The organism is Polynucleobacter paludilacus (assembly GCF_018687595.1).
Classification (GTDB): Bacteria; Pseudomonadota; Gammaproteobacteria; order Burkholderiales; family Burkholderiaceae; genus Polynucleobacter; species Polynucleobacter paludilacus.
This window is the reverse complement of the sequence record NZ_CP061298.1, coordinates 26396-51918: the sequence shown is the minus strand read 5'-3', so window position 1 is coordinate 51918 and position 25523 is coordinate 26396. Positions and strand designations below refer to the sequence as shown.

At 47.2% G+C, this 25523-nt stretch carries 17 protein-coding genes, 7 tRNA genes, 3 rRNA genes and 1 pseudogene; 5 read left to right on the top strand and 23 right to left on the bottom strand.

The window, feature by feature from the left end:
- Window positions 1-145: 145 nt before the first annotated feature.
- The 18 genes and pseudogenes from rpoC to AOC06_RS00185 form a co-directional block, all read right to left on the bottom strand.
- Entirely contained in the window at window positions 146-4408 is a 4263-nt protein-coding gene (gene rpoC / locus AOC06_RS00270; RefSeq protein ID WP_215336681.1) for a DNA-directed RNA polymerase subunit beta', read from the bottom strand.
- 1 nt (window position 4409) lies between these two features.
- A complete protein-coding gene (gene rpoB, locus AOC06_RS00265) occupies window positions 4410-8510 on the bottom strand; it encodes a DNA-directed RNA polymerase subunit beta (RefSeq protein ID WP_215380334.1) in 4101 nt (1366 codons plus the stop codon).
- Window positions 8511-8736: 226 nt separating this feature from the next.
- A complete protein-coding gene (rplL, locus tag AOC06_RS00260) occupies window positions 8737-9114 on the bottom strand; it encodes a 50S ribosomal protein L7/L12 (RefSeq protein ID WP_087908794.1) in 378 nt (125 codons plus the stop codon).
- A 159-nt stretch (window positions 9115-9273) separates the two neighbouring features.
- A pseudogene (gene rplJ / locus AOC06_RS00255) lies at window positions 9274-9792 on the bottom strand (50S ribosomal protein L10); the annotation flags it as partial.
- A 224-nt stretch (window positions 9793-10016) separates the two neighbouring features.
- A complete protein-coding gene (gene rplA, locus AOC06_RS00250) occupies window positions 10017-10718 on the bottom strand; it encodes a 50S ribosomal protein L1 (RefSeq protein ID WP_215336674.1) in 702 nt (233 codons plus the stop codon).
- A gap of 2 nt (window positions 10719-10720) precedes the next feature.
- The gene (gene rplK, locus AOC06_RS00245; RefSeq protein WP_112202579.1) at window positions 10721-11152 is read right to left on the bottom strand and encodes a 50S ribosomal protein L11; all 432 of its coding nucleotides are present in this window, start codon (window positions 11150-11152) and stop codon (window positions 10721-10723) included.
- Between the two features lie 164 nt (window positions 11153-11316).
- On the bottom strand, window positions 11317-11889 hold the full coding sequence (gene nusG, locus AOC06_RS00240) for a transcription termination/antitermination protein NusG (protein WP_215336672.1): 573 nt from the start codon (window positions 11887-11889) through the stop codon (window positions 11317-11319).
- A gap of 9 nt (window positions 11890-11898) precedes the next feature.
- Window positions 11899-12276, bottom strand: a complete 378-nt coding sequence (secE, locus tag AOC06_RS00235) for a preprotein translocase subunit SecE (protein ID WP_215380331.1) — start codon at window positions 12274-12276, stop codon at window positions 11899-11901.
- 20 nt (window positions 12277-12296) lie between these two features.
- Window positions 12297-12372, bottom strand: a tRNA-Trp gene (locus tag AOC06_RS00230).
- A 17-nt stretch (window positions 12373-12389) separates the two neighbouring features.
- Entirely contained in the window at window positions 12390-13580 is a 1191-nt protein-coding gene (gene tuf / locus AOC06_RS00225; RefSeq protein ID WP_215336684.1) for an elongation factor Tu, read from the bottom strand.
- Between the two features lie 60 nt (window positions 13581-13640).
- Window positions 13641-13715 (bottom strand) — tRNA-Thr (locus AOC06_RS00220).
- 20 nt (window positions 13716-13735) lie between these two features.
- Window positions 13736-13809: transfer RNA gene (locus AOC06_RS00215), tRNA-Gly, on the bottom strand.
- Between the two features lie 6 nt (window positions 13810-13815).
- A tRNA-Tyr gene (locus AOC06_RS00210) sits at window positions 13816-13900 on the bottom strand.
- A gap of 104 nt (window positions 13901-14004) precedes the next feature.
- A 5S ribosomal RNA gene (gene rrf / locus AOC06_RS00205) occupies window positions 14005-14118 on the bottom strand.
- A gap of 105 nt (window positions 14119-14223) precedes the next feature.
- A 23S ribosomal RNA gene (locus AOC06_RS00200) occupies window positions 14224-17098 on the bottom strand.
- 268 nt (window positions 17099-17366) lie between these two features.
- A tRNA-Ala gene (locus AOC06_RS00195) sits at window positions 17367-17442 on the bottom strand.
- Window positions 17443-17475: 33 nt separating this feature from the next.
- Window positions 17476-17552, bottom strand: a tRNA-Ile gene (locus tag AOC06_RS00190).
- Window positions 17553-17610: 58 nt separating this feature from the next.
- Window positions 17611-19143, bottom strand: a 16S ribosomal RNA gene (locus tag AOC06_RS00185).
- Together the 16S, 23S and 5S rRNA genes with 5 tRNA genes alongside form the textbook arrangement of a ribosomal RNA operon.
- Window positions 19144-19648: 505 nt before the next feature.
- On the opposite strand from AOC06_RS00185, the gene AOC06_RS00180 reads away from it, so the two are divergent.
- A complete protein-coding gene (locus tag AOC06_RS00180) occupies window positions 19649-20290 on the top strand; it encodes a GNAT family N-acetyltransferase (protein ID WP_215380328.1) in 642 nt (213 codons plus the stop codon).
- A gap of 1 nt (window position 20291) precedes the next feature.
- Here the strand turns inward: AOC06_RS00180 and AOC06_RS00175 are convergent, their stop codons facing one another.
- The 3 genes from AOC06_RS00175 to AOC06_RS00165 are packed head-to-tail and all read right to left on the bottom strand — an operon-like array spanning window position 20292 to window position 21939.
- A complete protein-coding gene (locus AOC06_RS00175) occupies window positions 20292-20648 on the bottom strand; it encodes a c-type cytochrome (protein ID WP_255879963.1) in 357 nt (118 codons plus the stop codon).
- Between the two features lie 16 nt (window positions 20649-20664).
- Complete coding sequence (locus AOC06_RS00170) at window positions 20665-21315, bottom strand: BON domain-containing protein (protein WP_215380325.1); 651 nt, start codon at window positions 21313-21315, stop codon at window positions 20665-20667.
- A 21-nt stretch (window positions 21316-21336) separates the two neighbouring features.
- Window positions 21337-21939 carry a phosphoheptose isomerase gene (locus AOC06_RS00165; RefSeq protein WP_215380322.1) on the bottom strand — a complete coding sequence of 201 codons (603 nt, stop codon included), beginning with the start codon at window positions 21937-21939 and terminating at the stop codon, window positions 21337-21339.
- Between the two features lie 104 nt (window positions 21940-22043).
- On the opposite strand from AOC06_RS00165, the gene rsmI reads away from it, so the two are divergent.
- Window positions 22044-22946, top strand: coding sequence for a 16S rRNA (cytidine(1402)-2'-O)-methyltransferase (gene rsmI / locus AOC06_RS00160; protein WP_215380319.1), 903 nt, complete (start codon window positions 22044-22046; stop codon window positions 22944-22946).
- Window positions 22947-22986: 40 nt separating this feature from the next.
- Here rsmI and AOC06_RS00155 read toward each other — a convergent pair whose 3' ends face one another.
- Complete coding sequence (locus AOC06_RS00155) at window positions 22987-23211, bottom strand: hypothetical protein (protein WP_215380316.1); 225 nt, start codon at window positions 23209-23211, stop codon at window positions 22987-22989.
- 110 nt (window positions 23212-23321) lie between these two features.
- On the opposite strand from AOC06_RS00155, the gene AOC06_RS00150 reads away from it, so the two are divergent.
- From AOC06_RS00150 to AOC06_RS00140, 3 genes are all read left to right on the top strand, one after another.
- A tRNA-Arg gene (locus tag AOC06_RS00150) sits at window positions 23322-23397 on the top strand.
- Between the two features lie 196 nt (window positions 23398-23593).
- Window positions 23594-24628, top strand: a complete 1035-nt coding sequence (locus tag AOC06_RS00145) for a fatty acid desaturase (RefSeq protein WP_439650704.1) — start codon at window positions 23594-23596, stop codon at window positions 24626-24628.
- A gap of 40 nt (window positions 24629-24668) precedes the next feature.
- Window positions 24669-24854, top strand: coding sequence for a hypothetical protein (locus AOC06_RS00140; RefSeq protein WP_041396810.1), 186 nt, complete (start codon window positions 24669-24671; stop codon window positions 24852-24854).
- 7 nt (window positions 24855-24861) lie between these two features.
- Here the strand turns inward: AOC06_RS00140 and AOC06_RS00135 are convergent, their stop codons facing one another.
- Complete coding sequence (locus AOC06_RS00135) at window positions 24862-25506, bottom strand: MBL fold metallo-hydrolase (RefSeq protein WP_439650670.1); 645 nt, start codon at window positions 25504-25506, stop codon at window positions 24862-24864.
- Between the last annotated feature and the right edge of the window lie 17 nt (window positions 25507-25523).

Here is a 25523-nt window from a genome sequence, read left to right as displayed (position 1 = left end):
TTCTTTAAGAAAATCAATGACTTAGATAATTTCTAGGTCAAAAAGACCCTCTTCTGAATCAGTAGAACTCAGCATTCTAGCTTGGCCAGCCTCTCCCGTCAACCAAATAGGAAAGAACTGGCCATTTAATGGCTAAAAAACCAAATTAACTAGGATCGGCCTCCCCAGCGGGAGCAACAACTTCTGCCTCTATTTCTACAGGCATATCAGCCATTGCTTGCTCTTCAGCAGCAATCATCTGAGCACGGTCGCGCTCAAACTGCTCTCTGACCTTGCGGGCGCGGCGATAAGACAAACCGGTACCAGCGGGGATCAAGCGGCCAATAATGACGTTCTCTTTCAGGCCACGGAGTGTATCGGTCTTACCCATAATCGCGGCTTCGGTCAATACACGGGTGGTTTCTTGGAAAGAAGCCGCTGAAATGAAGCTGTCAGTCGACAAGGATGCCTTAGTAATACCAAGCAACACGTTATCGAATAATGCTGGGCGCTTACCTTGAGCAATCACTGCATCGTTTGCATCGTATAGCTTGGAGCGCTCTACCTGCTCCCCAGGAATGAAGGATGTATCGCCTGGATCAGTTACCTGAACACGACGCAACATTTGACGCACGATCACTTCAATGTGTTTGTCATTAATCTTCACGCCTTGGAGACGATAAACGTCCTGCACTTCGTCAACAATGTAGATTGCTAACTCCTCAATACCTTTGAGAGTCAAGATGTCATGAGGATCGGCAGGGCCTTCCACAATCATCTCGCCCTTGTTCACAACTTGACCATCGTGAACAAGCACTTGCTTCTCTTTAGGAATTAAGAATTCGTTCGCTTCGCCGTCCATATCAGTAATGACTAGACGTTGCTTACCTTTGGTTTCTTTGCCGAAGGAAACCGTTCCTGTAACTTTCGCCAAGACTGCTGCATCTTTTGGTGAACGCGCTTCGAATAATTCTGCAACGCGTGGCAAACCACCGGTAATGTCGCGAGTCTTTTGGGATTCGATTGGAATACGTGCCAATACCTCACCAACTTCGACCTTCTGACCATCTTTAACAGTAATCAATGCGCCCACTTGGAGGCCAATATTTACTGGGTGATCAGTACCGGCGATCATGACTTCGCTACCCTTTTCATCAACTAAGTTGATCATTGGGCGAACGCCTTTGCTTGCTGCAGAACGGCGCTTACCATCAATGACCACCAAAGTGGAGAGGCCGGTTACTTCGTCAACCTGCTTAGCAACAGTTACGCCCTCTTCGACGTTGTCAAAGCGAGCGATACCAGCATACTCAGAAATAATCGGACGGGTTAATGGATCCCATGTCGCCAAGCTTGCGCCGGCCTTGACTGCCGCACCTTCTTTTAACAAGAGAGTTGCGCCATAGGGCACTTTATGACGCTCACGCTCACGACCATTGTCATCAACGATCAAGGCTTCGCCAGAGCGTGAAATCACGATCTGCTCACCCTTCGCGTTCTTCACAACACGCATCGTTCCGGAGAATTTCAGAGCACCGTTAGACTTAGCTTCGATATTGCTTGCCACTAAAGCACGTGATGCTGCACCACCAATGTGGAAGGTACGCATTGTCAACTGTGTGCCTGGCTCACCGATAGACTGAGCAGCGATAACACCGACCGCTTCACCCACGTTTACCAATCCACCGCGACCTAGATCACGTCCGTAGCACTTAGCGCACAAGCCAAAGCGAGTTAAGCAAGACAATACTGTGCGAACTTTAACTTCGTCGATACCCAATGCAACGATCTGATCAACATGATCTTCGTCGAGCAATGTGTCGTTAGGTACGATGACCTCTTGTGTATCTGGGTGAACGATGTCACCGATACATACGCGGCCCAGGATACGGTCACGCAATGCTTCGATAATTTCACCACCCTCTACCAAGGCCTTCATTGTTACGCCAGAAGTTGCTCCGCAATCTTCTTCGATCACAACCAGATCTTGAGTTACATCACACAAACGGCGTGTCAAATAACCCGAGTTCGCGGTCTTCAACGCAGTATCAGCCAGACCTTTACGAGCACCATGGGTTGAGATGAAGTATTGCAATACGTTCAAACCTTCACGGAAGTTCGCAGTAATTGGGGTCTCGATGATCGAGCCATCTGGCTTTGCCATCAAACCACGCATACCAGCCAGCTGGCGAATCTGCGCTGCAGATCCACGCGCACCAGAATCAGCCATCATATAAATGGAGTTAAAAGATTCTTGACGCACGGTTTTGCCGTTACGGTCGAGCACATCAACGTGTGATAACTCGTCCATCATCGCTTTGCCAACTTGGTCGCCAGCAGCACCCCAAATATCAACCACATTGTTATAACGCTCTTGATTGGTTACGAGACCTGACATGAATTGCTTGTCATACTCTTTTACCTTGGTAGAAGCTTCGGTGATGATGCGCTCTTTGGAAGTTGGAATCAGCATATCGTCGATCGCAACCGAGATACCGGCGTTAGTCGCCAAGCGGAAACCAGACTGCAAGAGACGGTCAGCAAAAATAACCGTTTCACGTAATCCGCACTTACGGAATGAGGTGTTGATCAAGCGTGAGATTTCTTTTTTCTTCAAAGGCTTGTTGATTTCTTCGAAAGACATACCCTTAGGCAATATCTCTGACAAAATCGCGCGGCCAACTGAGGTTTGATAAATCTTAGTCTTTTCAGCAAAACGGGCATCGCCCTCTGCCTTCTTGTCTACGATCTCATACTCGGTAATACGCACAGCAACACGGGAAGCCAATTCAACTTCACCGGCTTCATAAGCGCGAACTACTTCAGTAATGTTGGCAAAAACCATGCCTTCGCCCTTGCCGTTGATCTTGTCGCGAGTAGCGTAATAGAGACCCAAAACTACGTCCTGTGAAGGAACAATAGATGGCTCACCGTTCGCTGGGAACAAGACATTGTTCGAAGCCAACATCAATGTGCGTGCTTCCATTTGTGCTTCGAGCGACAAAGGCACGTGAACCGCCATTTGGTCACCGTCAAAGTCAGCGTTAAATGCCGCGCAGACTAATGGGTGCAATTGGATTGCCTTACCTTCAATCAGCATTGGCTCGAAAGCCTGAATACCAAGACGGTGCAATGTAGGCGCACGGTTAAGCATGATTGGATGCTCACGAATCACTTCCTCGAGAATATCCCAAACGATTGGCGTCTGACTCTCGACTTCTTTCTTCGCAGCCTTAATCGTGGTTGCAATTCCTAAAGTCTCAAGCTTGTTGAAAATGAATGGCTTGAATAATTCCAAGGCCATTAATTTTGGCAAACCGCACTGGTGTAATTTCAAGGTAGGGCCAACCACAATGACTGAACGTCCAGAGTAGTCAACGCGCTTACCTAATAAGTTTTGACGGAAACGACCGCTCTTACCTTTAATCATCTCAGCCAAGGACTTGAGAGGACGCTTATTAGCGCCAGTCATAGCCTTACCGCGACGACCGTTATCAAGCAATGAGTCAACTGCTTCTTGCAACATCCGTTTTTCGTTACGAACGATGATCTCTGGTGCACGCAACTCTAACAAACGCTTCAAGCGGTTGTTACGGTTAATCACGCGACGATAGAGGTCGTTCAAATCAGAAGTAGCAAAGCGACCGCCATCCAATGGCACCAATGGGCGCAATTCTGGTGGCAATACTGGCAATACTTCCATGATCATCCAGTCAGGCTTGATGCCTGAAGTCTGGAATGCTTCGAGCACTTTAAGGCGCTTAGCGTATTTCTTGATCTTGGCGTCGCTGCCAGTTGCTTTCAATTCAGCACGAATAGTTTCTACTTCACGATCGATATCAATCGAGCGCAAGAGATCACGGATACCTTCAGCGCCCATGATGGCGGTAAATGCACCATCACCGTACTCTTCCGTTTTCGCAATGTATTCATCTTCAGACATAATCTGACCGCGCTTCATCGCGCCTTCAGGAGTCATGCCTGCATCAACAACTACATAGGCTTCGAAGTAAAGAACGCGCTCAATATCCCGCAGGGTCATATCCAAAACCATACCCAAACGGGATGGCAAGGACTTCAAGAACCAGATATGCGCTACAGGCGCTGCCAGTTCAATGTGGCCCATACGCTCACGACGTACTTTTGCAAGGGTAACTTCTACGCCACACTTCTCACAGATAACGCCACGGAACTTTAAGCGCTTGTATTTACCGCATAAGCACTCATAGTCTTTAGTTGGTCCAAAAATCTTGGCGCAGAAAAGGCCATCACGCTCGGGCTTGAAAGTCCGATAGTTGATGGTTTCTGGTTTGCGAACTTCACCAAAAGACCAAGAACGGATTTTTTCTGGAGATGCGAGACCAATTTTGATGACATCAAACTGCTCTTCGCCCTGGGTTTGCTTAAATAAATCGAGCAATGCTTTCATATCAGTTGCGCTCCATGTCAATGTCAATACCCAACGAACGGATTTCTTTTACCAATACGTTGAAGGATTCGGGCATGCCAGCATCAATTGTGTGCTCGCCCTTGACGATGTTTTCGTAAACTTTGGTACGGCCGGTGACGTCATCGGACTTCACGGTCAGCATTTCCTGCAGAACGTATGAAGCGCCGTATGCCTCGAGAGCCCAAACTTCCATCTCACCAAAGCGCTGACCACCAAACTGAGCTTTACCGCCCAATGGTTGCTGTGTAACCAAAGAGTATGGTCCGGTTGAACGGGCATGCATCTTGTCGTCGACCAAATGGTGCAGCTTCAAGACGTGCATCACACCAACCGTTACAGGACGCTCAAACTGATCGCCTGTACGACCGTCACGCAGAATCATTTGCTGACGTGATGGTGTCATTTGTAATGCAGCAGCGACATCTTGCGGATAAGCCAACTCCAACATTCTGGCGATCTCTGCTTCGGTAGCACCGTCAAACACTGGCGTAGCAAATGGAAGGCCTTGGCGCAAGTTCTCTGCCAAAGCAGTAATTTGCTCATCGGTGAAACCATCAATATCTTCGTGACGGCCAGTCTCGTTGTAAAGCTGCTTGAGGAACTTACGTAACTCAGCTTGTTTAGCTTGTTCACGGACCATCTCGTCGATACGCTTACCAATACCCTGGGCTGCCCAACCTAAGTGGGTTTCCAAAATCTGGCCCACGTTCATACGGGAAGGAACGCCCAAAGGATTCAAAACGATATCGACAGGTCGTCCGTCAGCCATAAATGGCATATCTTCGGCAGGGGCGATTTTTGAAACCACACCTTTGTTACCGTGACGGCCGGCCATCTTATCGCCAGGCTGTAGGCGACGCTTAACGGCTAAGTAGACCTTAACCATTTTTGTTACGCCAGGCTGAAGATCATCACCTTGAGTTAACTTGGTGCGCTTCTCTTCAAACGCTTCGTCAAATTGCTTACGTTTAGCTTCGATGGAGGATTTAATTGCCTCAACTTGGCTTGCAAGCTCTTCATCTGCCGGACGAATATCAAACCAATGATATTTATCTAAATCAGCCAAATACGCTTTTTCGATCTTGCTACCTTTAGCCAACTTCTGTGGGCCGCCGTTAGCAACTTTACCAACCAAAAGCTTCTCTAGACGCATGAAGGCATCGCCTTCAACAATTCGCAATTGATCATTTAAGTCCAAGCGATAACGCTGCAACTCTTCCTGAATAATGGATTGTGCTCGTGCATCGCGCTCAATGCCTTCACGGGTGAAGACTTGAACATCAATCACGGTACCAATCATTCCAGACGGGACGCGTAAGGAAGTATCTTTTACATCAGACGCTTTCTCACCAAAGATCGCACGGAGAAGCTTCTCTTCAGGGGTGAGAGTGGTCTCACCCTTTGGAGTGACTTTACCAACCAATACGTCGCCAGCTTCAACTTCGGCACCAATGTAAACAATACCGCTCTCGTCTAAACGGGAGAGTTGTGACTCGGCCAAATTAGAGATATCGCGAGTAATTTCTTCGGAACCTAATTTGGTATCGCGAGCAACAACAGACAGCTCTTCAATATGAATTGAGGTGTAACGGTCATCTGCAACAACCTTCTCAGAAATCAAGATGGAGTCTTCGAAGTTATAACCATTCCATGGCATAAATGCCACAGTCATATTTTGACCCAAAGCCAACTCACCTAAATCGGTAGAGGCGCCGTCAGCAACCACATCGCCGCGCTCAACACGATCGCCTACTTTTACGATTGGGCGCTGATTGATATTGGTGTTTTGATTTGAGCGGGTGTATTTGATGAGGTTATAAATATCCACGCCAACTTCACCGGCTGCAGTTTCGTCATCGTTTACACGAATCACCACACGGTTTGCATCGACGTAGTCAACGATGCCGCCACGATTTGCCAATACAACAGTGCCTGAGTCAACTGCGACGATGCGCTCGAGGCCAGTACCAACTAATGGCTTATCTGGTCGCAAGCAAGGAACTGCTTGACGCTGCATGTTCGCACCCATCAAAGCGCGGTTCGCATCATCGTGCTCGAGGAAGGGAACGAGAGAAGCAGCAGCAGAAACGATCTGGCTTGGAGCAACGTCGATAAAATCGATGCGCTCTGGGCTGACCATCATCGTTTCGCCAGCTTGACGAGCAGAGACCAACTCATCGGCTAACTTACCATTCTTGTCGATCGTCGCGTTTGCCTGAGCAATCACATACTTCGCCTCTTCAATTGCTGATAAATAAACAACTTCATCGCTGACTTTGCTATTAGCAACTTTGCGATATGGCGTTTCCAAGAAACCATGCTCATTCAAACGGGCAAATAGCGCGAGTGAGTTGATCAGACCAATGTTTGGTCCTTCTGGAGTTTCGATTGGGCAAACACGTCCGTAGTGAGTTGGATGCACATCGCGCACTTCGAAACCTGCGCGCTCGCGTGTCAAACCACCAGGTCCCAATGCAGAAATACGACGCTTGTGCGTGATCTCTGAAAGTGGGTTGGTTTGGTCCATAAACTGAGACAACTGTGAAGAACCAAAGAACTCACGTATCGCCGAAGAGATTGGCTTGCTGTTAATCAAATCATGCGGCATCAAGTTTTCTGTCTCGGCCTGACCAAGACGTTCTTTTACTGCACGCTCAACGCGGGATAAACCAGCGCGGAATTGATTCTCAGCCAACTCACCAACACAACGCACACGGCGATTACCTAAGTGATCGATATCGTCCACTTCGCCTTTGCCGTTACGCAAATCTACAAGAGACTTAATGGTGTCGAGGATATCTTCATTAGATAAAACCATTGGACCTTCCATCTCTGGACGATTCAAGCGACTATTGACCTTCATACGACCAACACGAGACAGGTCATAACTGTCTTCGTTATAGAACAAGCGCTGGAACAAGGCCTCAACTGCATCTTCTGTTGGTGGCTCACCAGGACGCATCATGCGATAAATCGCGATACGAGCAGCTGTTTGATCGGCAGTTTCGTCAGTACGCAAGGTCTGGGAAATATATGCGCCGGAATCTAAATCATTGGTATAGATAGTTTCTAATTGCTTGATACCTGCATCCCGCAAGCTTGCCAACAACTCTTCGGTAATTTCATCATTAGCGTAAGCCAAAATTTCACCAGAGTCTGGATCAATAATGTTGCGTGCCACGACACGACCAACTAAATAGTCATCAGGCACTACGATGTTTTTAGTTTTAGCAGCTTCGAGTTCACGAATGTGTTTTGCGTTGATACGCTTATCTTTTTGAATGACAACAACGCCATTCTTATCAAGCACATCGAAGTTGGCTAACTGGCCACGCAAGCGCTCAGGAACAAATTCCATCGAGCCGCCATTTGCACTTAAAGTGAAATGATCAAAGTTGAAGAAGTTCGCGAGGATTTGCTCATTATTTAAGCCAATTGCTTTGAGCAAAATGGTGACAGGCATCTTACGACGGCGGTCAACACGGAAATACAAAATATCTTTTGGATCAAACTCGAAATCGAGCCATGAACCACGATAAGGAATGATGCGTGCTGAGAACAGCAACTTACCCGAGCTATGTGTCTTGCCTTTATCGTGCTCAAAGAACACGCCTGGGGAACGGTGCAACTGAGAAACGATGACGCGCTCAGTACCGTTGATAACAAAGGAGCCATTCTCAGTCATCAAGGGAATCTCGCCCATGTAGACTTCGCTCTCTTTAACTTCTTTTACCTTAGTAGGCGCTTCGCGATCATAAATAATCAAGCGAACTTTAGCGCGCAAGGCGGAGTGATAGGTGTAGCCTCGTTGCTGACATTCTTTGACGTCAAACGGTGGCTGTGACAATTGATATGACACATATTCCATGCGCGCATAACCATTGTTAGAAACAATTGGGAAAGCAGAAGTAAATGCTGCTTGTAGACCTTCAGTAATACGCGAAGTTGGAGGCTTTTCTGCCTGCAAAAATTTAGCGTAGGACTCCAGCTGGGTTGCAATCAGGTATGGAACCTGGTGATTATTTACTCGCTTAGCAAAGCTTTTACGGACTCGCTTGCGTTCGGTGAAGCTATAGTTCATTTCATCTCCGAATTCAGCGACTGTACAAAGATTTGGCGGTTGGCCACTACCAACCACTGGCGGACAACACTAAATCCTCAGATTCAGTGTCCGACCAAACTTGCATTCTGCAGTCGTATCAGAAGGCAAACCCGATTTCAATCAGAAATGAAATCGGGTTTGACCTCTAAAGGTCAAACCCAACATGGCTAACGACTCTTTTTGGGAGGCGCTAGCAAAAGTTGTATTACTTGAGTTCTGCTTTTGCGCCAGCTTCTTCGAGCTTCTTCTTGGCTTCTTCAGCAGTCTTTTTGTCGACAGCTTCTTTGATTGGCTTAGGTGCGCCATCAACCAAGTCTTTTGCTTCCTTGAGGCCAAGACCAGTAATTTCACGAACTGCCTTAATTACTGAAACCTTGTTTGCACCAGCTTCGAGCAAGTTCACGGTGAACTCAGTTTGCTCTTCAGCAGCTGCACCGCCGCCACCAGCACCAGCAGGACCAGCAACAGCCATCGCTGCAGCGGAAACGCCAAACTTCTCTTCGAACGCTTTTACCAAGTCGTTCAAATCCATTACGGACATGCTACCTACTGCATCAATAATTTCTTCTTTAGTAATCGCCATTTTTAGCTCCTAATACTTAAATAGTTAATCTGTCGCTTATTCAGCAGCAGGGGGTTCTTTGGTTTCTGTTCCAGCTTCTGGGGCTGCGGCTGCAGGCTCAGCACTTGCTTCAGGTGCGGCGGCTTCAGCTACTGCTTCTGCTGGGGCTGCTACAACTTCTGCTACGGGTGCTTCAACAGGAGCAGGTGCTCCAGCTGCCTTTTGTGCTGCTACTGCGCCCAATACGCGAGCCATTGCAGATACTGGGGCCAACATGACGCCCAACAACTGCGATAACAACTCATCGCGGCTTGGAATTGTTGCTAGGGCTTTAACACCTGCAACATCTAACAACTTGCCGTTGTATAAGCCAGCAGTAATGACTAGCTTGTCTTGAGTCTTAGCAAAGCCTTGCAGTACTTTTGCCGAAGCAATAGGATCCGCAGAGATGCCATAGATCAAGGGGCCAACCATCGAATCAGCAAGAGGCTCAAACTGTGTACCTTGTGCAGCACGACGTGCCAATGTGTTCTTCAAAACGCGAAGGTATACACCTTGACTACGAGCGCTAGCACGCAGCTTTGTCAATTCCTCAACCGGAATACCACGGTATTCAGCGAGAACGACAGTTTGGGCTCCAGCCAATTGAGCGCCGACATCAGCAACGATTGCTTTTTTGTCTTCTACATTCAAAGGCACGGTTTAACTCCATAAAAACCAACTGTTGCCAGTTGGGGTTACACACCAGCGTCTGATTGTTCAATCACAAGAAACTCTTGCGAAATCTTTTCAGGGTCGCCATCTGCGCTGGCCATTACTTTCGTAACAATTAAGAGTTAACTCTGTACAAGCAACTAACCCGCCAACGGTCTTTGATGTTCGACTCTAGCTACAGAGTCGACCCAAAGTTCTTTTGCTACAAATTACTGTGCTGCTTGTAGCGAAGCCTGGTCTACGCGTACGCCTGCACCCATGGTGCTGCTCACGGCAACCTTCTTCAAATAAATTCCCTTAGATGCTGGTGGCTTTGCTTTATTCAAAGCCTCTAGCAATGCAAGTAAATTGGTCTTCAATGCAGTTGGCTCGAATGAACGACGGCCAATACTTGCGTGCACGATACCGGCTTTGTCCACCCGGAATTGCACTTGACCTGCTTTTGCATTCTTAACCGCAGTTGCAACATCAGGGGTAACGGTTCCTACTTTTGGATTTGGCATCAAACCACGTGGGCCCAATACCTGACCTAAGGTACCAACGATTTTCATGGTGTCTGGGGATGCGATCAAAATATCAAAATCAATTTTGCCGCCTTTAATTTGCTCAGCCAACTCTTCCATGCCTACGATTTCTGCGCCAGCGGCTTTGGCTTGTTCAGCTTTCTCGCCTTGCGCAAAAACTGCAACACGAACATGCTTGCCTGTACCAGCCGGGAGCACCACTGCACCGCGCACCACTTGGTCAGATTTCTTGGCATCAATACCAAGCTGAACTGCAACATCGATAGACTCATCGAACTTGGCAGTTGCACACTCTTTAACGAGGGTCAAGGCTTCTTCCAGTGAGTAAAACTTATTGCGATCAACCTTGGATTGAATCGCTTTTACGCGTTTAGATAATTTAGTCATGATTAGAGACCTTCCACAGTGATGCCCATGGAACGGGCGCTACCAGCGATTGTTCTAACAGCTGCGTCCATATCGGCTGCTGTCAAATCTGGCATTTTTGCTTTAGCAATTTCTTCTGCTTGAGCACGAGTAATTTTTCCAACCTTATCGGTATGGGGGCGTGGTGAACCTTTTTCCAACTTCGCAGCCTTCTTGATCATGATGGTTGCTGGTGGAGTCTTCATGATGAACGTGAAGCTCTTGTCAGCAAATGCTGTGATCACAACTGGAATAGGCAGGCCTGGTTCCATGCTCTGAGTTTGAGCATTGAACGCCTTACAGAATTCCATAATGTTCAGACCGCGTTGACCCAATGCTGGACCGACGGGAGGTGAGGGGTTTGCTTTACCTGCAGGAATCTGCAGTTTAATAAAGCCAATAATCTTCTTTGCCATGTATTGCTCCTAAAAGCGCGCCTGACCTTATAAGGAAAGACCGCCGTTGAGTAAACGCTTTGCTAGTTTTTGGCTTTCTAGCTCCGCTCCTCGGTTAAATACAAAAACTAAATAACCTTCTAAATAAATCTACTGCAGTACAAAACTCGACTAAGTCCTTGTTTTTACATCTTTTCTACTTGGCCGAACTCCAGCTCAACTGGGGTACCGCGGCCAAATATTGTAACAGAAACGCGCAATCTTGACTTCTCGTAATTGACTTCTTCAATATTTCCATTGAAATCGACAAATGGGCCCTCTTTGACCCGCACGATTTCTCCAACCTCAAAAAGAGTCTTAGGCTTAGGTTTATCAACCCCTGCCTGCATTTGATCCATGATTTTCGATACTTCAGCCGTCGAAATCGGGCTTGGGCGGTTTCTAACGCCTCCAACGAAACCAGTTACTTTTGGCGTATTTTTCACCAAATGCCAACTTTCGTCGGTCATTTCCATCTCAATCAGGACATATCCTGGGAAGAAACGGCGCTCTGAAACTGACTTTTGACCGGACTTGATCTCCACTACCTCTTCGGATGGGACCAAAATACGGCCGAATTTTTCAGGCATGCCCGAACGTGCAATACGCTCCTCGAGACCTTTTTTGACACTTTTTTCCATACCCGAATAGGCATGAATAACATACCAGCGCATATTGCCAGTAGCTTGTGGATTTGCGGCCAATTCAGAATCAATCATATTTATTACTCACTTCCAGCCTAAGAAGACTGAAAAAACTAGCCATTCAATCAATTTGTCTGCAACCCATAAAAACAGGGACATGATCAGAACAAAACCAAATACGACCAAAGTCATTTGGGTGGCTTCTTTACGAGTTGGCCAAACAACTTTCTTTACTTCGTACCAAGAATCTTTTGCGTAGGAGAAAAACCTACGCCCTTCTGGTGAAATCGCCACAATCAAAAACGCAATTGCAATGCCGCCAAATAAGACGGCTAATCGCAACAATAAAGATTGGTCAACCAGCACGTAGTACAAAACCAATGCTGCTACGACAATCAAAGCAGCGAGTCCAGAGACCCAGTTGCTTTTATCTTCAGAATGACCTACTGTTTGTTGCGACATATTGCTTTCAGTTCAAATCGTGGCAGGGGCGGAGGGCATCGAACCCCCAACCTTTGGTTTTGGAGACCAACGCTCTGCCAATTGAGCTACACCCCTTTATTTCAAAAAACTACTTAAGCCAAAATCTTTGCAACCACTCCGGCGCCAACAGTACGGCCACCTTCACGGATCGCAAAACGTAAACCTTCTTCCATCGCAATTGGCGCGATGAGTTTGACGGTAATGGTGACGTTATCGCCAGGCATGACCATCTCTTTGTCTTTTGGCAACTCGATTGAGCCAGTTACGTCCGTTGTACGGAAGTAAAACTGGGGACGATAGTTGTTAAAGAACGGAGTATGACGACCACCTTCATCTTTACCCAAGATATAAACCTCGGCTGTAAAGTGAGTATGTGGGGTGATTGAACCTGGCTTAGCTAATACTTGGCCACGCTCAACTTCTTCACGCTTTGTACCGCGGAGCAAAATACCGACGTTATCGCCTGCTTGACCTTGGTCGAGCAATTTACGGAACATCTCTACACCAGTACAGGTGGTTTTCAGAGTTGGCTTAATACCAATGATTTCAATCTCTTCACCAACCTTAACAATACCGCGCTCAATACGACCAGTCACCACAGTGCCGCGACCAGAGATGGAGAACACATCTTCTACTGGCATCAAGAACGCACCGTCAACTGCGCGCTCTGGAGTAGGAATATAAGTATCTAAAGCTTCAGCCAATTTCATGATGGCTTCTTTACCCAATGGACCTTCGTCGCCTTCAAGGGCTAACTTAGCAGAACCATGGATGATCGGTGTGTCATCGCCAGGGAAGTTGTACTTAGATAACAGTTCACGCACTTCCATCTCGACGAGCTCTAACAACTCAGCATCATCAACCATGTCGCACTTGTTCAAAAACACGACGATGTAAGGAACGCCAACTTGGCGTGCCAAGAGGATGTGCTCACGGGTTTGTGGCATTGGGCCGTCAGCTGCAGAGCAAACCAAAATTGCGCCGTCCATTTGGGCAGCGCCAGTAATCATGTTCTTAACGTAGTCAGCATGTCCTGGGCAATCAACGTGAGCGTAGTGACGATTTGCAGTCTCATACTCAACGTGCGCAGTATTAATCGTAATACCACGGGCCTTTTCTTCAGGAGCAGCATCGATCTGATCGTATGCTTTTGCTTCGCCACCGAATTGCTTAGAAAGCACGGTTGCAATTGCTGCTGTCAAAGTAGTTTTACCGTGGTCAACGTGACCAATAGTGCCTACGTTTACGTGCGGTTTTGTCCGCTCAAATTTTTCTTTTGCCATTTTTGTCTGCCTTTAGTTAACTCTTCAAACCTACGAAATCACAATTTATAAACCGAAACATGGTGCCCATGGGCAGGATCGAACTGCCGACCTCTCCCTTACCAAGGGAGTGCTCTACCACTGAGCCACATGGGCCAATCTTATGCTACAAATACTGGAGCGGGATAAGAGAATCGAACTCTTGACCGAAGATTGGAAATCTGCTGTTTTACCATTAAACTAATCCCGCACATCTTGGTGGAGGGGGTAGGATTCGAACCTACGTAGGCATAGCCAACAGATTTACAGTCTGCCTCCTTTAGCCGCTCGGACACCCCTCCGCGAACCCAATATTTTGACTCCTAACGGAGTATCTGTCAATCTCTCAAACGCTTTGCACAAGTAAAAACGCCCAGACCTAAGAGGGTCTGGGCGTCGCTTTGGTGCCCGGCAGTTACCTACTTTCACACGGGTAATCCGCACTATCATCGGCGTAAAGTCGTTTCACTGTCCTGTTCGAGATGGGAAGGAGTGGTTCCAACTTGCTATGGTCACCGGGCGTAGAGGGTTGAACTGTTGATTTATCAACAGTTCGATTTGAGTAAGCATGTAATAAGGATGCAGATTAAATCTGGCAAACATCCAACACAATAGTGCTGGTTATAGGATCAAGCCTAACGGGCAATTAGTATCGGTTAGCTTAACGCATTACTGCGCTTCCACACCCGACCTATCAACGTTGTGGTCTTCAACGACCCTTTATGTAGGTTAAACCTACGGGAGATCTCATCTTCAGGCAAGTTTCCCGCTTAGATGCTTTCAGCGGTTATCTCTTCCATTCATAGCTACCCTGCGATGCTTCTGGCGAAACAACAGGTACACCAGCGGAATGTCCACTCCGGTCCTCTCGTACTAGGAGCAGCCCCCGTCAAATCTCCAACGCCCATGGCAGATAGGGACCAAACTGTCTCACGACGTTTTAAACCCAGCTCACGTACCTCTTTAAATGGCGAACAGCCATACCCTTGGGACCGGCTACAGCCCCAGGATGAGATGAGCCGACATCGAGGTGCCAAACACCGCCGTCGATATGAACTCTTGGGCGGTATCAGCCTGTTATCCCCAGAGTACCTTTTATCCGTTGAGCGATGGCCCTTCCATACAGAACCACCGGATCACTATGACCTGCTTTCGCACCTGCTCGACTTGTCGGTCTCGCAGTTAAGCACGCTTTTGCCATTGCACTTTAGGTACGATGTCCGACCGTACCAAGCGTACCTTCGTACTCCTCCGTTACACTTTGGGAGGAGACCGCCCCAGTCAAACTGCCTACCATGCACTGTTCCCGACCCAGATAATGGGCCAAGGTTAGAACCTCAAATAAATCAGGGTGGTATTTCAAGGTTGGCTCCAGCGAAACTAGCATTCCGCTTTCAACGCCTCCCACCTATCCTACACAGACCGATTCAAAGTCCAATGCAAAGCTACAGTAAAGGTTCATGGGGTCTTTCCGTCTAGCCACGGGTAGATTGCATCATCACAAACATTTCAACTTCGCTGAGTCTCAGGAGGAGACAGTGTGGCCATCGTTACGCCATTCGTGCAGGTCGGAACTTACCCGACAAGGAATTTCGCTACCTTAGGACCGTTATAGTTACGGCCGCCGTTTACTGGGACTTCAATCAAGAGCTTGCACCCCATCATTTAATCTTCCAGCACCGGGCAGGCGTCACACCCTATACGTCCACTTTCGTGTTTGCAGAGTGCTGTGTTTTTATTAAACAGTCGCAGCCACCTTTTTATTGCAACCCTTTCGTCCTCCCGTTGTTCACGGTCAAACTACAAGGGCGCACCTTATCCCGAAGTTACGGTGCAAATTTGCCGAGTTCCTTCTCCTGAGTTCTCTCAAGCGCCTTAGAATACTCATCTCGCCCACCTGTGTCGGTTTGCGGTACGGTCTTGTTAGACTGAAGCTTAGAGGCTTTTCTTGGAACCACTTCCAATTGCTTCGCGAATAAATTCGCTCGTCTCACGCCCTTGAATTACGCTACCGGATTTACCTAATAGCCATCTCCAACGCAAGAACCGGGAATATCCAACACCCGGACAACTTTCCGCGATCCGTCCCCCCATCGCATCTAACAATGGTCAAGGAATATTAACCTTGTTCCCATCAGCTACGCATCTCTGCCTCGCCTTAGGGGCCGACTCACCCTGTTCCGATGAACGTTGAACAGGAAACCTTGGGCTTACGGCGAGGGGGCTTTTCACCCCCTTTATCGCTACTCATGTCAGCATTCGCACTTCTGATACCTCCAGCATCCTTTACAAGACACCTTCACAGGCTTACAGAACGCTCTCCTACCATCACATTACTGTGATCCGCAGCTTCGGTTATATGCTTAGCCCCGTTACATCTTCCGCGCAGGACGACTCGATCAGTGAGCTATTACGCTTTCTTTAAAGGATGGCTGCTTCTAAGCCAACCTCCTGACTGTTTTAGCCTTCCCACTTCGTTTCCCACTTAGCATATATTAGGGACCTTAGCTGGCGGTCTGGGTTGTTTCCCTCTTGACACCGGACGTTAGCACCCGATGTCTGTCTCCCGTGCTTGCACTTGTAGGTATTCGGAGTTTGCTATGGCGCAGTAATCCGCAATGGACCCCACTACCATGACAGTGCTCTACCCCCTACAGTGATACACGAGGCACTACCTAAATAGTTTTCGGAGAGAACCAGCTATTTCCAGTTTTGTTTAGCCTTTCACCCCTATCCACAGCTCATCCCCTAACTTTTCAACGTTAGTGGGTTCGGTCCTCCAGTACGTGTTACCGCACCTTCAACCTGGCCATGGATAGATCAACTGGTTTCGGGTCTACACCCAGCAACTAACGCCCTATTCGGACTCGCTTTCGCTACGCCTTCCCTATTCGGTTAAGCTTGCTACTGAATGTAAGTCGCTGACCCATTATACAAAAGGTACGCAGTCACCCCTTACGAGGCTCCTACTGTTTGTATGCACACAATTTCAGGATCTATTTCACTCCCCTCCCGGGGTTCTTTTCGCCTTTCCCTCACGGTACTTGTTCACTATCGGTCGATTACGAGTATTTAGCCTTGGAGGATGGTCCCCCCATATTCAGACAGGATTTCACGTGTCCCGCCCTACTTGTCTCTAGCCTAGTACCACTCAATAATTTTCACATACGGGACTATCACCCTTTATTGTTGGACTTTCCATTCCATTCTGTTAATTACTGAGATATCACTAGAAGGCTCTTCCCATTTCGCTCGCCACTACTCTGGGAATCTCGGTTGATGTCTTTTCCTCTCGCTACTTAGATGTTTCAGTTCACGAGGTTCGCTTCTCATACCCTATGTATTCAGGTATGGATACCACAAAAGTGGTGGGTTTCCCCATTCAGAAATCCCCGGATCAAAGCTTATTTACCAGCTCCCCGGGGCTTATCGCAGGTTATAACGTCTTTCGTCGCCTGTAATCGCCAAGGCATCCATCATGTGCACTTATTCACTTGATCCTATAACGAGCACCATTGCTAGTACCTGTTACAGGTTTTACTTCTACTTCTGACATGTTTGCCGTAATCCAAACTGTAAGTACTTGTTAAAGAACTTGGTAAAACTCGTTTGTATTACTGATTGATGATTCAATCTTTACCCTTATTACATTGTCAAATGTCCTCTCAAAGAAACATTTGACACTTTGCTTACTCAAATTTTTAAAGAACAGCCATAAATGGCAAAACTAAACAATCGATAAATTGCTTAGTTTTGACATTTAGATGTTGGTGGAGGATGACGGGATCGAACCGACGACCCCCTGCTTGCAAAGCAGGTGCTCTCCCAGCTGAGCTAATCCCCCAACGTCCACTAAGTCCATATCGCTACTGCTGATTGGTGGGTCTGGTAGGACTTGAACCTACGACCCCTGCGTTATCAACACAGTGCTCTAACCAGCTGAGCTACAGACCCGTGGCTTTTATTGTCAACCGATAAGTGTGGGCACTATAGATCCAGCATCTTTCTCTAGAAAGGAGGTGATCCAGCCGCACCTTCCGATACGGCTACCTTGTTACGACTTTACCCCAGTCATGAACCCTGCCGTGGCAGTCGCCCTCCTTGCGGTTAGGCTAACGGCTTCTGGCAAAACCCACTCCCATGGTATGACGGGCGGTGTGTACAAGACCCGGGAACGTATTCACCGCGACATTCTGATCCGCGATTACTAGCGATTCCAGCTTCACGTAGTCGAGTTGCAGACTACGATCCGGACTACGATGCATTTTCTGAGATTAGCTCCCCCTCGCGGGTTGGCAACCCTCTGTATGCACCATTGTATGACGTGTGAAGCCCTACCCATAAGGGCCATGAGGACTTGACGTCATCCCCACCTTCCTCCGGTTTGTCACCGGCAGTCTCTTTAGAGTGCTCTTGCGTAGCAACTAAAGACAAGGGTTGCGCTCGTTGCGGGACTTAACCCAACATCTCACGACACGAGCTGACGACAGCCATGCAGCACCTGTGTTCACTTTCTCTTACGAGCACCTAATGTATCTCTACTTCGTTAGTGACATGTCAAGGGTAGGTAAGGTTTTTCGCGTTGCATCGAATTAATCCACATCATCCACCGCTTGTGCGGGTCCCCGTCAATTCCTTTGAGTTTTAATCTTGCGACCGTACTCCCCAGGCGGCTGACTTCACGCGTTAGCTACGTTACTCAGGATGTAAATCCCGAACAACTAGTCAGCATCGTTTAGGGCGTGGACTACCAGGGTATCTAATCCTGTTTGCTCCCCACGCTTTCGTGCATGAGCGTCAGTGTTATCCCAGGGGGCTGCCTTCGCCATTGGTATTCCTCCACATATCTACGCATTTCACTGCTACACGTGGAATTCTACCCCCCTCTGACACACTCTAGCTATACAGTCACAGGCGCCATTCCCAGGTTAAGCCCGGGGATTTCACGCCTGTCTTGTATAACCGCCTGCGCACGCTTTACGCCCAGTAATTCCGATTAACGCTCGCACCCTACGTATTACCGCGGCTGCTGGCACGTAGTTAGCCGGTGCTTATTCTTCAGGTACCGTCATTCCCGGACTGTGTTAGAGCCGGTGTTTCTTCCCTGACAAAAGAGCTTTACAACCCGAAGGCCTTCTTCACTCACGCGGCATTGCTGGATCAGGGTTGCCCCCATTGTCCAAAATTCCCCACTGCTGCCTCCCGTAGGAGTCTGGGCCGTGTCTCAGTCCCAGTGTGGCTGATCGTCCTCTCAGACCAGCTACTGATCGTCGCCTTGGTGGGCTTTTACCCCACCAACAAGCTAATCAGGCATCGGCCGCTCTAATCGCGCGAGGTCTTTCGATCCCCCGCTTTCCCCCTCAGGGCGTATGCGGTATTAGCACAGCTTTCGCTGCGTTATCCCCCACGATAAGGTACGTTCCGATGTATTACTCACCCGTTCGCCACTCGCCACCAGGTGCAAGCACCCGTGCTGCCGTTCGACTTGCATGTGTAAGGCATGCCGCCAGCGTTCAATCTGAGCCAGGATCAAACTCTTCAGTTCAATTCCTGTGATCCTTACGGATCGTCGCACTCATTCAAGAAATTGACTTGGTAATAAAACCAAATCTTTTTACTGTCTATGAGTACTATTTATTTACATCTGTCCCGAAGGACTGGATGCTTTCACTTAGTACCCACAATTATCGGTTGACTAATTTTTAAAGAGGGCTGGCTTGTTTTGTATTTCAAATAACATCCAGCAGAGAGGTGAGACTATAGCGCACTTATTTTGGGTCGTCAACACCTTTCGTAGTCTTTTTCTTATAAAAACGCTATTTTTTGATAGCCAAATCCAGAAAACGTATCAAAATCAAGGATATAGAAAAAATAAAAAAATTACACTTTTATGAAAAAAATGGGGCTCCTGACAGTAATTTGCAATTTTTTGGTTTTTTTCTTCTGCAATCACCCAATTTTTAGGTTATCAACCGTGAAATAAGTGTTGTTTTTCCTGTCTTATAAGGGAAAACCCTGAAATATTTGGAGAAGCCTGCTAGAGTATTGCTATGTATACAAAAAATGGTGATTTGCCGAGCCCCAGCGGTCTAGCCGTTCCAGTCCGCGAATTAAACGCCGGACACCGTGCTGCCATCCTAGAACATTTTCTTTTACTAGAAGAAGAGGATCGTCGCCTACGCTTTGGTACCCAGACTCCCGATGAAGTCATTGAACACTACGTTGAGAATCTCAATTTTGATCATGATTCTGTCTTCGCAGTATTTGATGCTGATCTCAAGATACTTGGACTCGCACACTTAGCCTACTTACCCGCACAAAAAAATCAGGCTCTTGCTGCAGAGTTTGGAGTATCTGTTCTTGAGCACGCACGGGGTCACGGCGTAGGCACAGCACTGCTTGATAGAGCGGCGACACATTCACGCAACACGCGCGTTGAAACTTTGTACGTGCATTGTTTGGCAAATAACAAATCGATGATGAGCTTGGCACAAAAGGCGGGTATGCGTGTTGAGTTTGCATATGGCGATGCTGATGCCTATCTCAAACTTGATCCAGCCACTTCGGCCACGCTCGTTACAGAAGTTGCTAATGCTCAGTGGGCTAACTTTGATTACGCACTAAAGTCAAACCTCAAAAATACTAACGATATATGGCAGTGGTTCTTAAGTCACGGAGTCGCTAAGGTTTAATTTACCTGGGGGTTGGCGCGCCTTGCAAAATCCAAGCGCTCAATATCGATAGTTCTGCATCACTTAATTTAGTATTCGCAGGCATTGGGACAACACCCCATGCTCCCACACCACCATGACGAATTTTGTTTTTCAAATACACCACCGCATTTGTATTGCCCTGATATTTTTTTGCAACATCTTGATAGCTTGGGCCCACAATTTTTTTATTGACCGCATGACAACCTAGACATGCATTTTGTTTTGCTATTACGTAAGCCTTTTCATTATCTGAGCTTGCATGCACTTGTGGGATGCGCAATGAACAAAAAATAAATGTGAAGAGAATTGCTTTGGCACAGACTCTCACTAATTTCATTAACTAAAAATGAATGCTATTGAAACTTTGCAGGGCTTGTAGGCTGGCTTTCTTCTGCCTTACCTAACTTTTCTAAGCGGACCTTCTCAGCATCAGAGATGATGTCAAAGAATGCAAATACTTCTTTAACTCCGTTAGTATTGCTGGCTACTTTTTTAGCTAGATCTGCCTCGTTTTGAGTGAGGATGCCCATCAAGTAAACGTTGTCACCCTCAACAATGATGTCCATTGAATTTGATGGCAACTTATCTGTAAAGATCATTTGGGTCTTTACTTTGGAGTCTAAATACGAATCGCTTGCGCGAGCAGCATAAGAACTGTTTGGCCCTACGATTAATTGATTGAATACTGAACGAACGTTCTTCAGGCTCTTGACGTACTCAGCAGCTTGATTCTTGATCTCATCATTCTTCACTTCGCCAGTGAGCAATACTTTCTGATTGAAAGAGTTCACGTTGATATGGGCTGAGTTTCCAAAACGTTTTGCAAGTGCACTATCTGCTTCTAACTCCAATCCTTTGTCGGTTGCTTGAACACCAGGACTTCGACGATCAGCCATCACTGAAGCGGTTGCGGCAACTCCACCCACAGCAAAAACTCCGCACCCCGATAAAAATGAAAGCAATGCTCCAACGACAATCAATTTACTGAGGGACTGAGTCTGCATTTATATTTTCTTGAAAATCGTTTAATCAAACATCAAATGGTCAACGCCATCGCAAAGGCTATGCAATAAAACTAAATGCGTTTCTTGAATACGAGCGGTGCGAGTGGAGGGCGCACAAAGATGCACATCATTACTATCTAACAGGCTGGCAATTTTTCCGCCGCCATTGCCAGTTAGCGCAATCACTTTCATGCCGAGTTTTTTTGCAGCCTCGATGGCTTTCACTACATTCTTAGAATTGCCTGAGGTAGAAATGCCTAGCAAGATATCGCCTGGTTTACCGAGCCCCCGTACTTGCTTGCTAAAAACTTCGTCGTAGCTGTAATCATTTCCAACAGCCGTCAGAATCGAGCTATCAGTAGTCAATGCAATTGCGGCAAGCTCTTGACGCTCGCGCTCAAAACGGCCGATTAACTCTGCTGCAAAATGTTGCGCATCAGCGGCCGATCCGCCATTGCCACAAGCCATCACTTTGCCACCGTTGCGCAAACAGTCTGTCATGGCAATAACACCCTGAGCTACTGCAGTTGGCAGAATTTTCTCCGCCTCTTGCTTCACTGCAATGCTGTCTAAAAAGTGTTGCGAGGCTCTTGCACGCAAGCGTTCAATTGTTTTTTGATCCATAGCAATATTATGACCCAATTTGAAGTGAAACACTGTTTCATGGGGCTCTGGATAAAACCCACGTATGCTCTTACTTGTATAAGACTGACTTGCAAACAATATCTATGGAATTTGATCGTTTTGACTTTCTGAAGCAGCAAGATTTGCCAGCCGAGGCGCTGTATCTGGTTGCAACCCCAATCGGCAATCTTGGTGACATTACCTTGCGCGCCCTGCATGTCCTAAACGCAGTTGAAGGAATTGCGTGCGAGGATACCCGTCATAGTGTTGCACTGCTTCAACAATTCGGCATTCATAAAAAATGTTTAGCCCTGCATGAACATAATGAGATGAGTGGTGCCCAAACCGTCATTCAACATCTGGCCAATCATGAAAGATGGGCATACATCTCGGATGCGGGTACGCCCGGGGTATCCGATCCTGGCGCCCGCTTAGTCCAAGCTGTCCATGCAGCAGGCTTTAGAGTAATTCCTATTCCTGGCGCCAGTGCGGTTGCTGCAGCAGTTTCGGTAGGGGGTTCCGTATTAAGCGCATCGGAAGGGCGCTTTCAATTTTTAGGCTTCTGGCCAAATAAAACAAAAGAGCGTGATGCCCTCCTAATGCTCATTCAAAAAAGCTTACAAACCAGCATCTTTTTCGAATCACCCCATCATATTCAAGAAACCTTAATACGAATTTCGCAGACTCTTGAGCCAGAACGTGAACTCATGATTGGGCGAGAATTAACCAAAAAATTTGAGCAAGTTAGTTTCGTTAGGGCTGCCGATATTCCACAGTGGCTAGCACAAGCATCTAGCCTAAAGGGTGAATTTGTCATTATGGTTTCGGGTCGCAAAGTCGGCAAGGATCTAGTTTCAGATGACTTATTGAGCCTCTGGGTTGATACACTCAAGCCTTACCTAGGCAGCAAAGAAATTGCTGCAGTTCTGGCTCAAACTCTCTCAGTGTCAAAAAAAGAGGCTTATCAAGCAGCCATCGATTCCAAAGTGGAGGGTGCAAAAAAATAAAGCTGACCATCTGTCAGCTTTATTAATCTCTTGGCTAGGGCTAGCCGCCAGTCTTGGCTTCAGCCGGAGAATTGGCATCCTGAACATTCAGCTGGCCAACTGGCTTGATAATTTCATCAGCAGACTTACCGCTATCAATACGCTTACCGTTATTGACATAAACCATCAACAATAAAATCACAATCAATGGCACAAAAAAACTTGCAAATACAACGGTGATGAGTTGTTTTGGTGACTTAATTAGGTTGCCGTGCTCATTGCTCATAGGGCTTTTGTAGTTTTATAGGTTGTTGGGTTAATTAGGCTCAATTATAGCGAGTGCTTTTTGCCTAGGGCACTTACAATACGAGTGCAGCCAATGATGGGTTTCAAATGGCGCCCGTAGCTCAGTGGATAGAGTATTGGCCTCCGAAGCCAAGGGTCGCAGGTTCGATTCCTGCCGGGCGCGCCAAAGTAGGGGTATTTTTGACCTAGGTCATGCGCGAAAACTCAAAAACCGCTATGATTTAGCTCTAAATAATTGATTTCTATTGAATATTAACGTGTCTAATCACCTAAATCCATCTCTTTCCGATCAAAACATGGCTCCCTTAGCCCCTAGCGAGCCATTGCCTCATCGCAAAATCATTCGCGGCTGGCTAATTCATATGGCACAAGGCCAAATTGGTCGTGCGCTAGGTCTTTTAGTACTTGATGCTGCTTTATGGCTGGGCTGCATTGCAGGCACTATTTTTATTGAAAATATTGCGGTCAAGATTGCATTAGGCTTAATTGCTGGCTTTGTTACTGGTCGCATTTTCATCTTGGGGCATGATGCCTGTCACCAAAGCTTTACGCCTAATCGTGAACTTAATAAGGTACTTGGCCGAATTGCCTTCTTACCCTCACTCACCCCCTACAGCCTTTGGGATGTTGGCCATAACGTGGTTCACCATGGTCAAACAAATCTAAAGGGATTTGATTTTGTCTGGGCGCCTCTATCAAAGGCTGAATTTGATGCTTTGCCAGCATGGCGTAAAACACTTGAACGTCTTTACAGAAGCGGTTGGGGCCCAGTCTTTTACTACCTCATTGAGATTTGGTGGAGACGTGAGTATTTCCCAAATGCGAAAAATAAGCCGGGTGATCGTCCGATTTTTCTGAAAGACAACCTATTGGTTACGGCTTTTGCGATCGTCTGGATTGCTTGCTTAATCGCTGGAGCATTGGCAACAGGTCAGTCTGTTTGGGTTGGCCTCATTACCGGTTTTGCTCTTCCATTCTTGTTCTGGAATGGAATGATTGGTTTTGTGGTGTATGTTCACCACACCCATCCCTCTGTATCTTGGTATGACAAAAAATCAGAGTGGTTGCGTGCCCAGCCCTTTGTTTCCACCACTGTCCACTTGACTTTTGGCTGGATGTGGGGCGCTCTGATGCACCACATCATGGAACATACCGCCCATCACGTTGATATGAGCATCCCTCTTTACAACTTAAAGGATGCGCAAAATACCCTCGAAACAATGCTTCCAGAGCGGATTTTCATTCAAAAATTCTCTTGGAGCTGGTATTTCGATACTGCCAGCAAATGCAAGCTATATGACTTCGAAAATAAAGCTTGGTTGGATTTTGATGGTAATAAAACGGCCGATTCGGTTCGAGTTCTGCTAAGCCCAGTCCCAGCCGGACAAAACGGGTAAAATAGACCTTCTGTTTTGATTTGTCTTACCCGGATTGCCCATGACTACCTCGACTCCAGCCGCTACCCAAGAAACCTCCCAGAGCCTTAAGTTTTGCTCTTCTTGCAGTCGTGAAAAGCGCCTTGAGGGCGGAACCTGGATTCCGACCAGCAATCGTAAGCAACGTTGGATTTGCGCAAGCTGCCTTTACAACCGCACACATCGTACGGGCTCTGCAAAAACCTAAAACGGGACTAGACACCATCCCCAACATAGGGATTGGTTTTTCTTTCTTGTCCAAAAGTAGACATCGGCCCATGTCCGGGCACAAATTGCACCTCATCGCCTAAGGGCCATAACTTTGTCTTTATGGCATTAATTAAATCGGCGTGATTACCGCGCGGGAAATCGGTTCGACCAATTGATCCCGCAAACAACACGTCGCCAACCAAGGCTAGCTTATCTTCTTTGTCAAAAAATACAACGTGTCCCGGAGTATGTCCTGGGCAGTGGAAAACTTCGAAATCTACATCGCCAACTTGGACATGATCTCCGTCATTAAGCCAGCGATTGGGCTCAAAAACCCTAGCGTGACCAAACCCAAAACGAAGGGTTTGCTCTGGTAATTGATCAATCCAAAAACGTTCCTCAATTTGAGGGCCCTCAATCGGGACGTCCAATTGCTCTGATAGCTCTTGAGCTGCAGCACAATGATCAAGATGTCCGTGCGTAAGCAGAATCTTTTTTACCTTGCCACCCATTTGCTTTACGCCATCCAGGATCTTCTCTATATCGCCGCCTGGATCAACAATAGCTGCATCACCAGTCTTTTGACATACCAAAATTGAACAATTTTGTTCAAAAGGCGTAACTGGAACGATACCTAATTTAATGGGCATATTTTGAGAACTTGTTA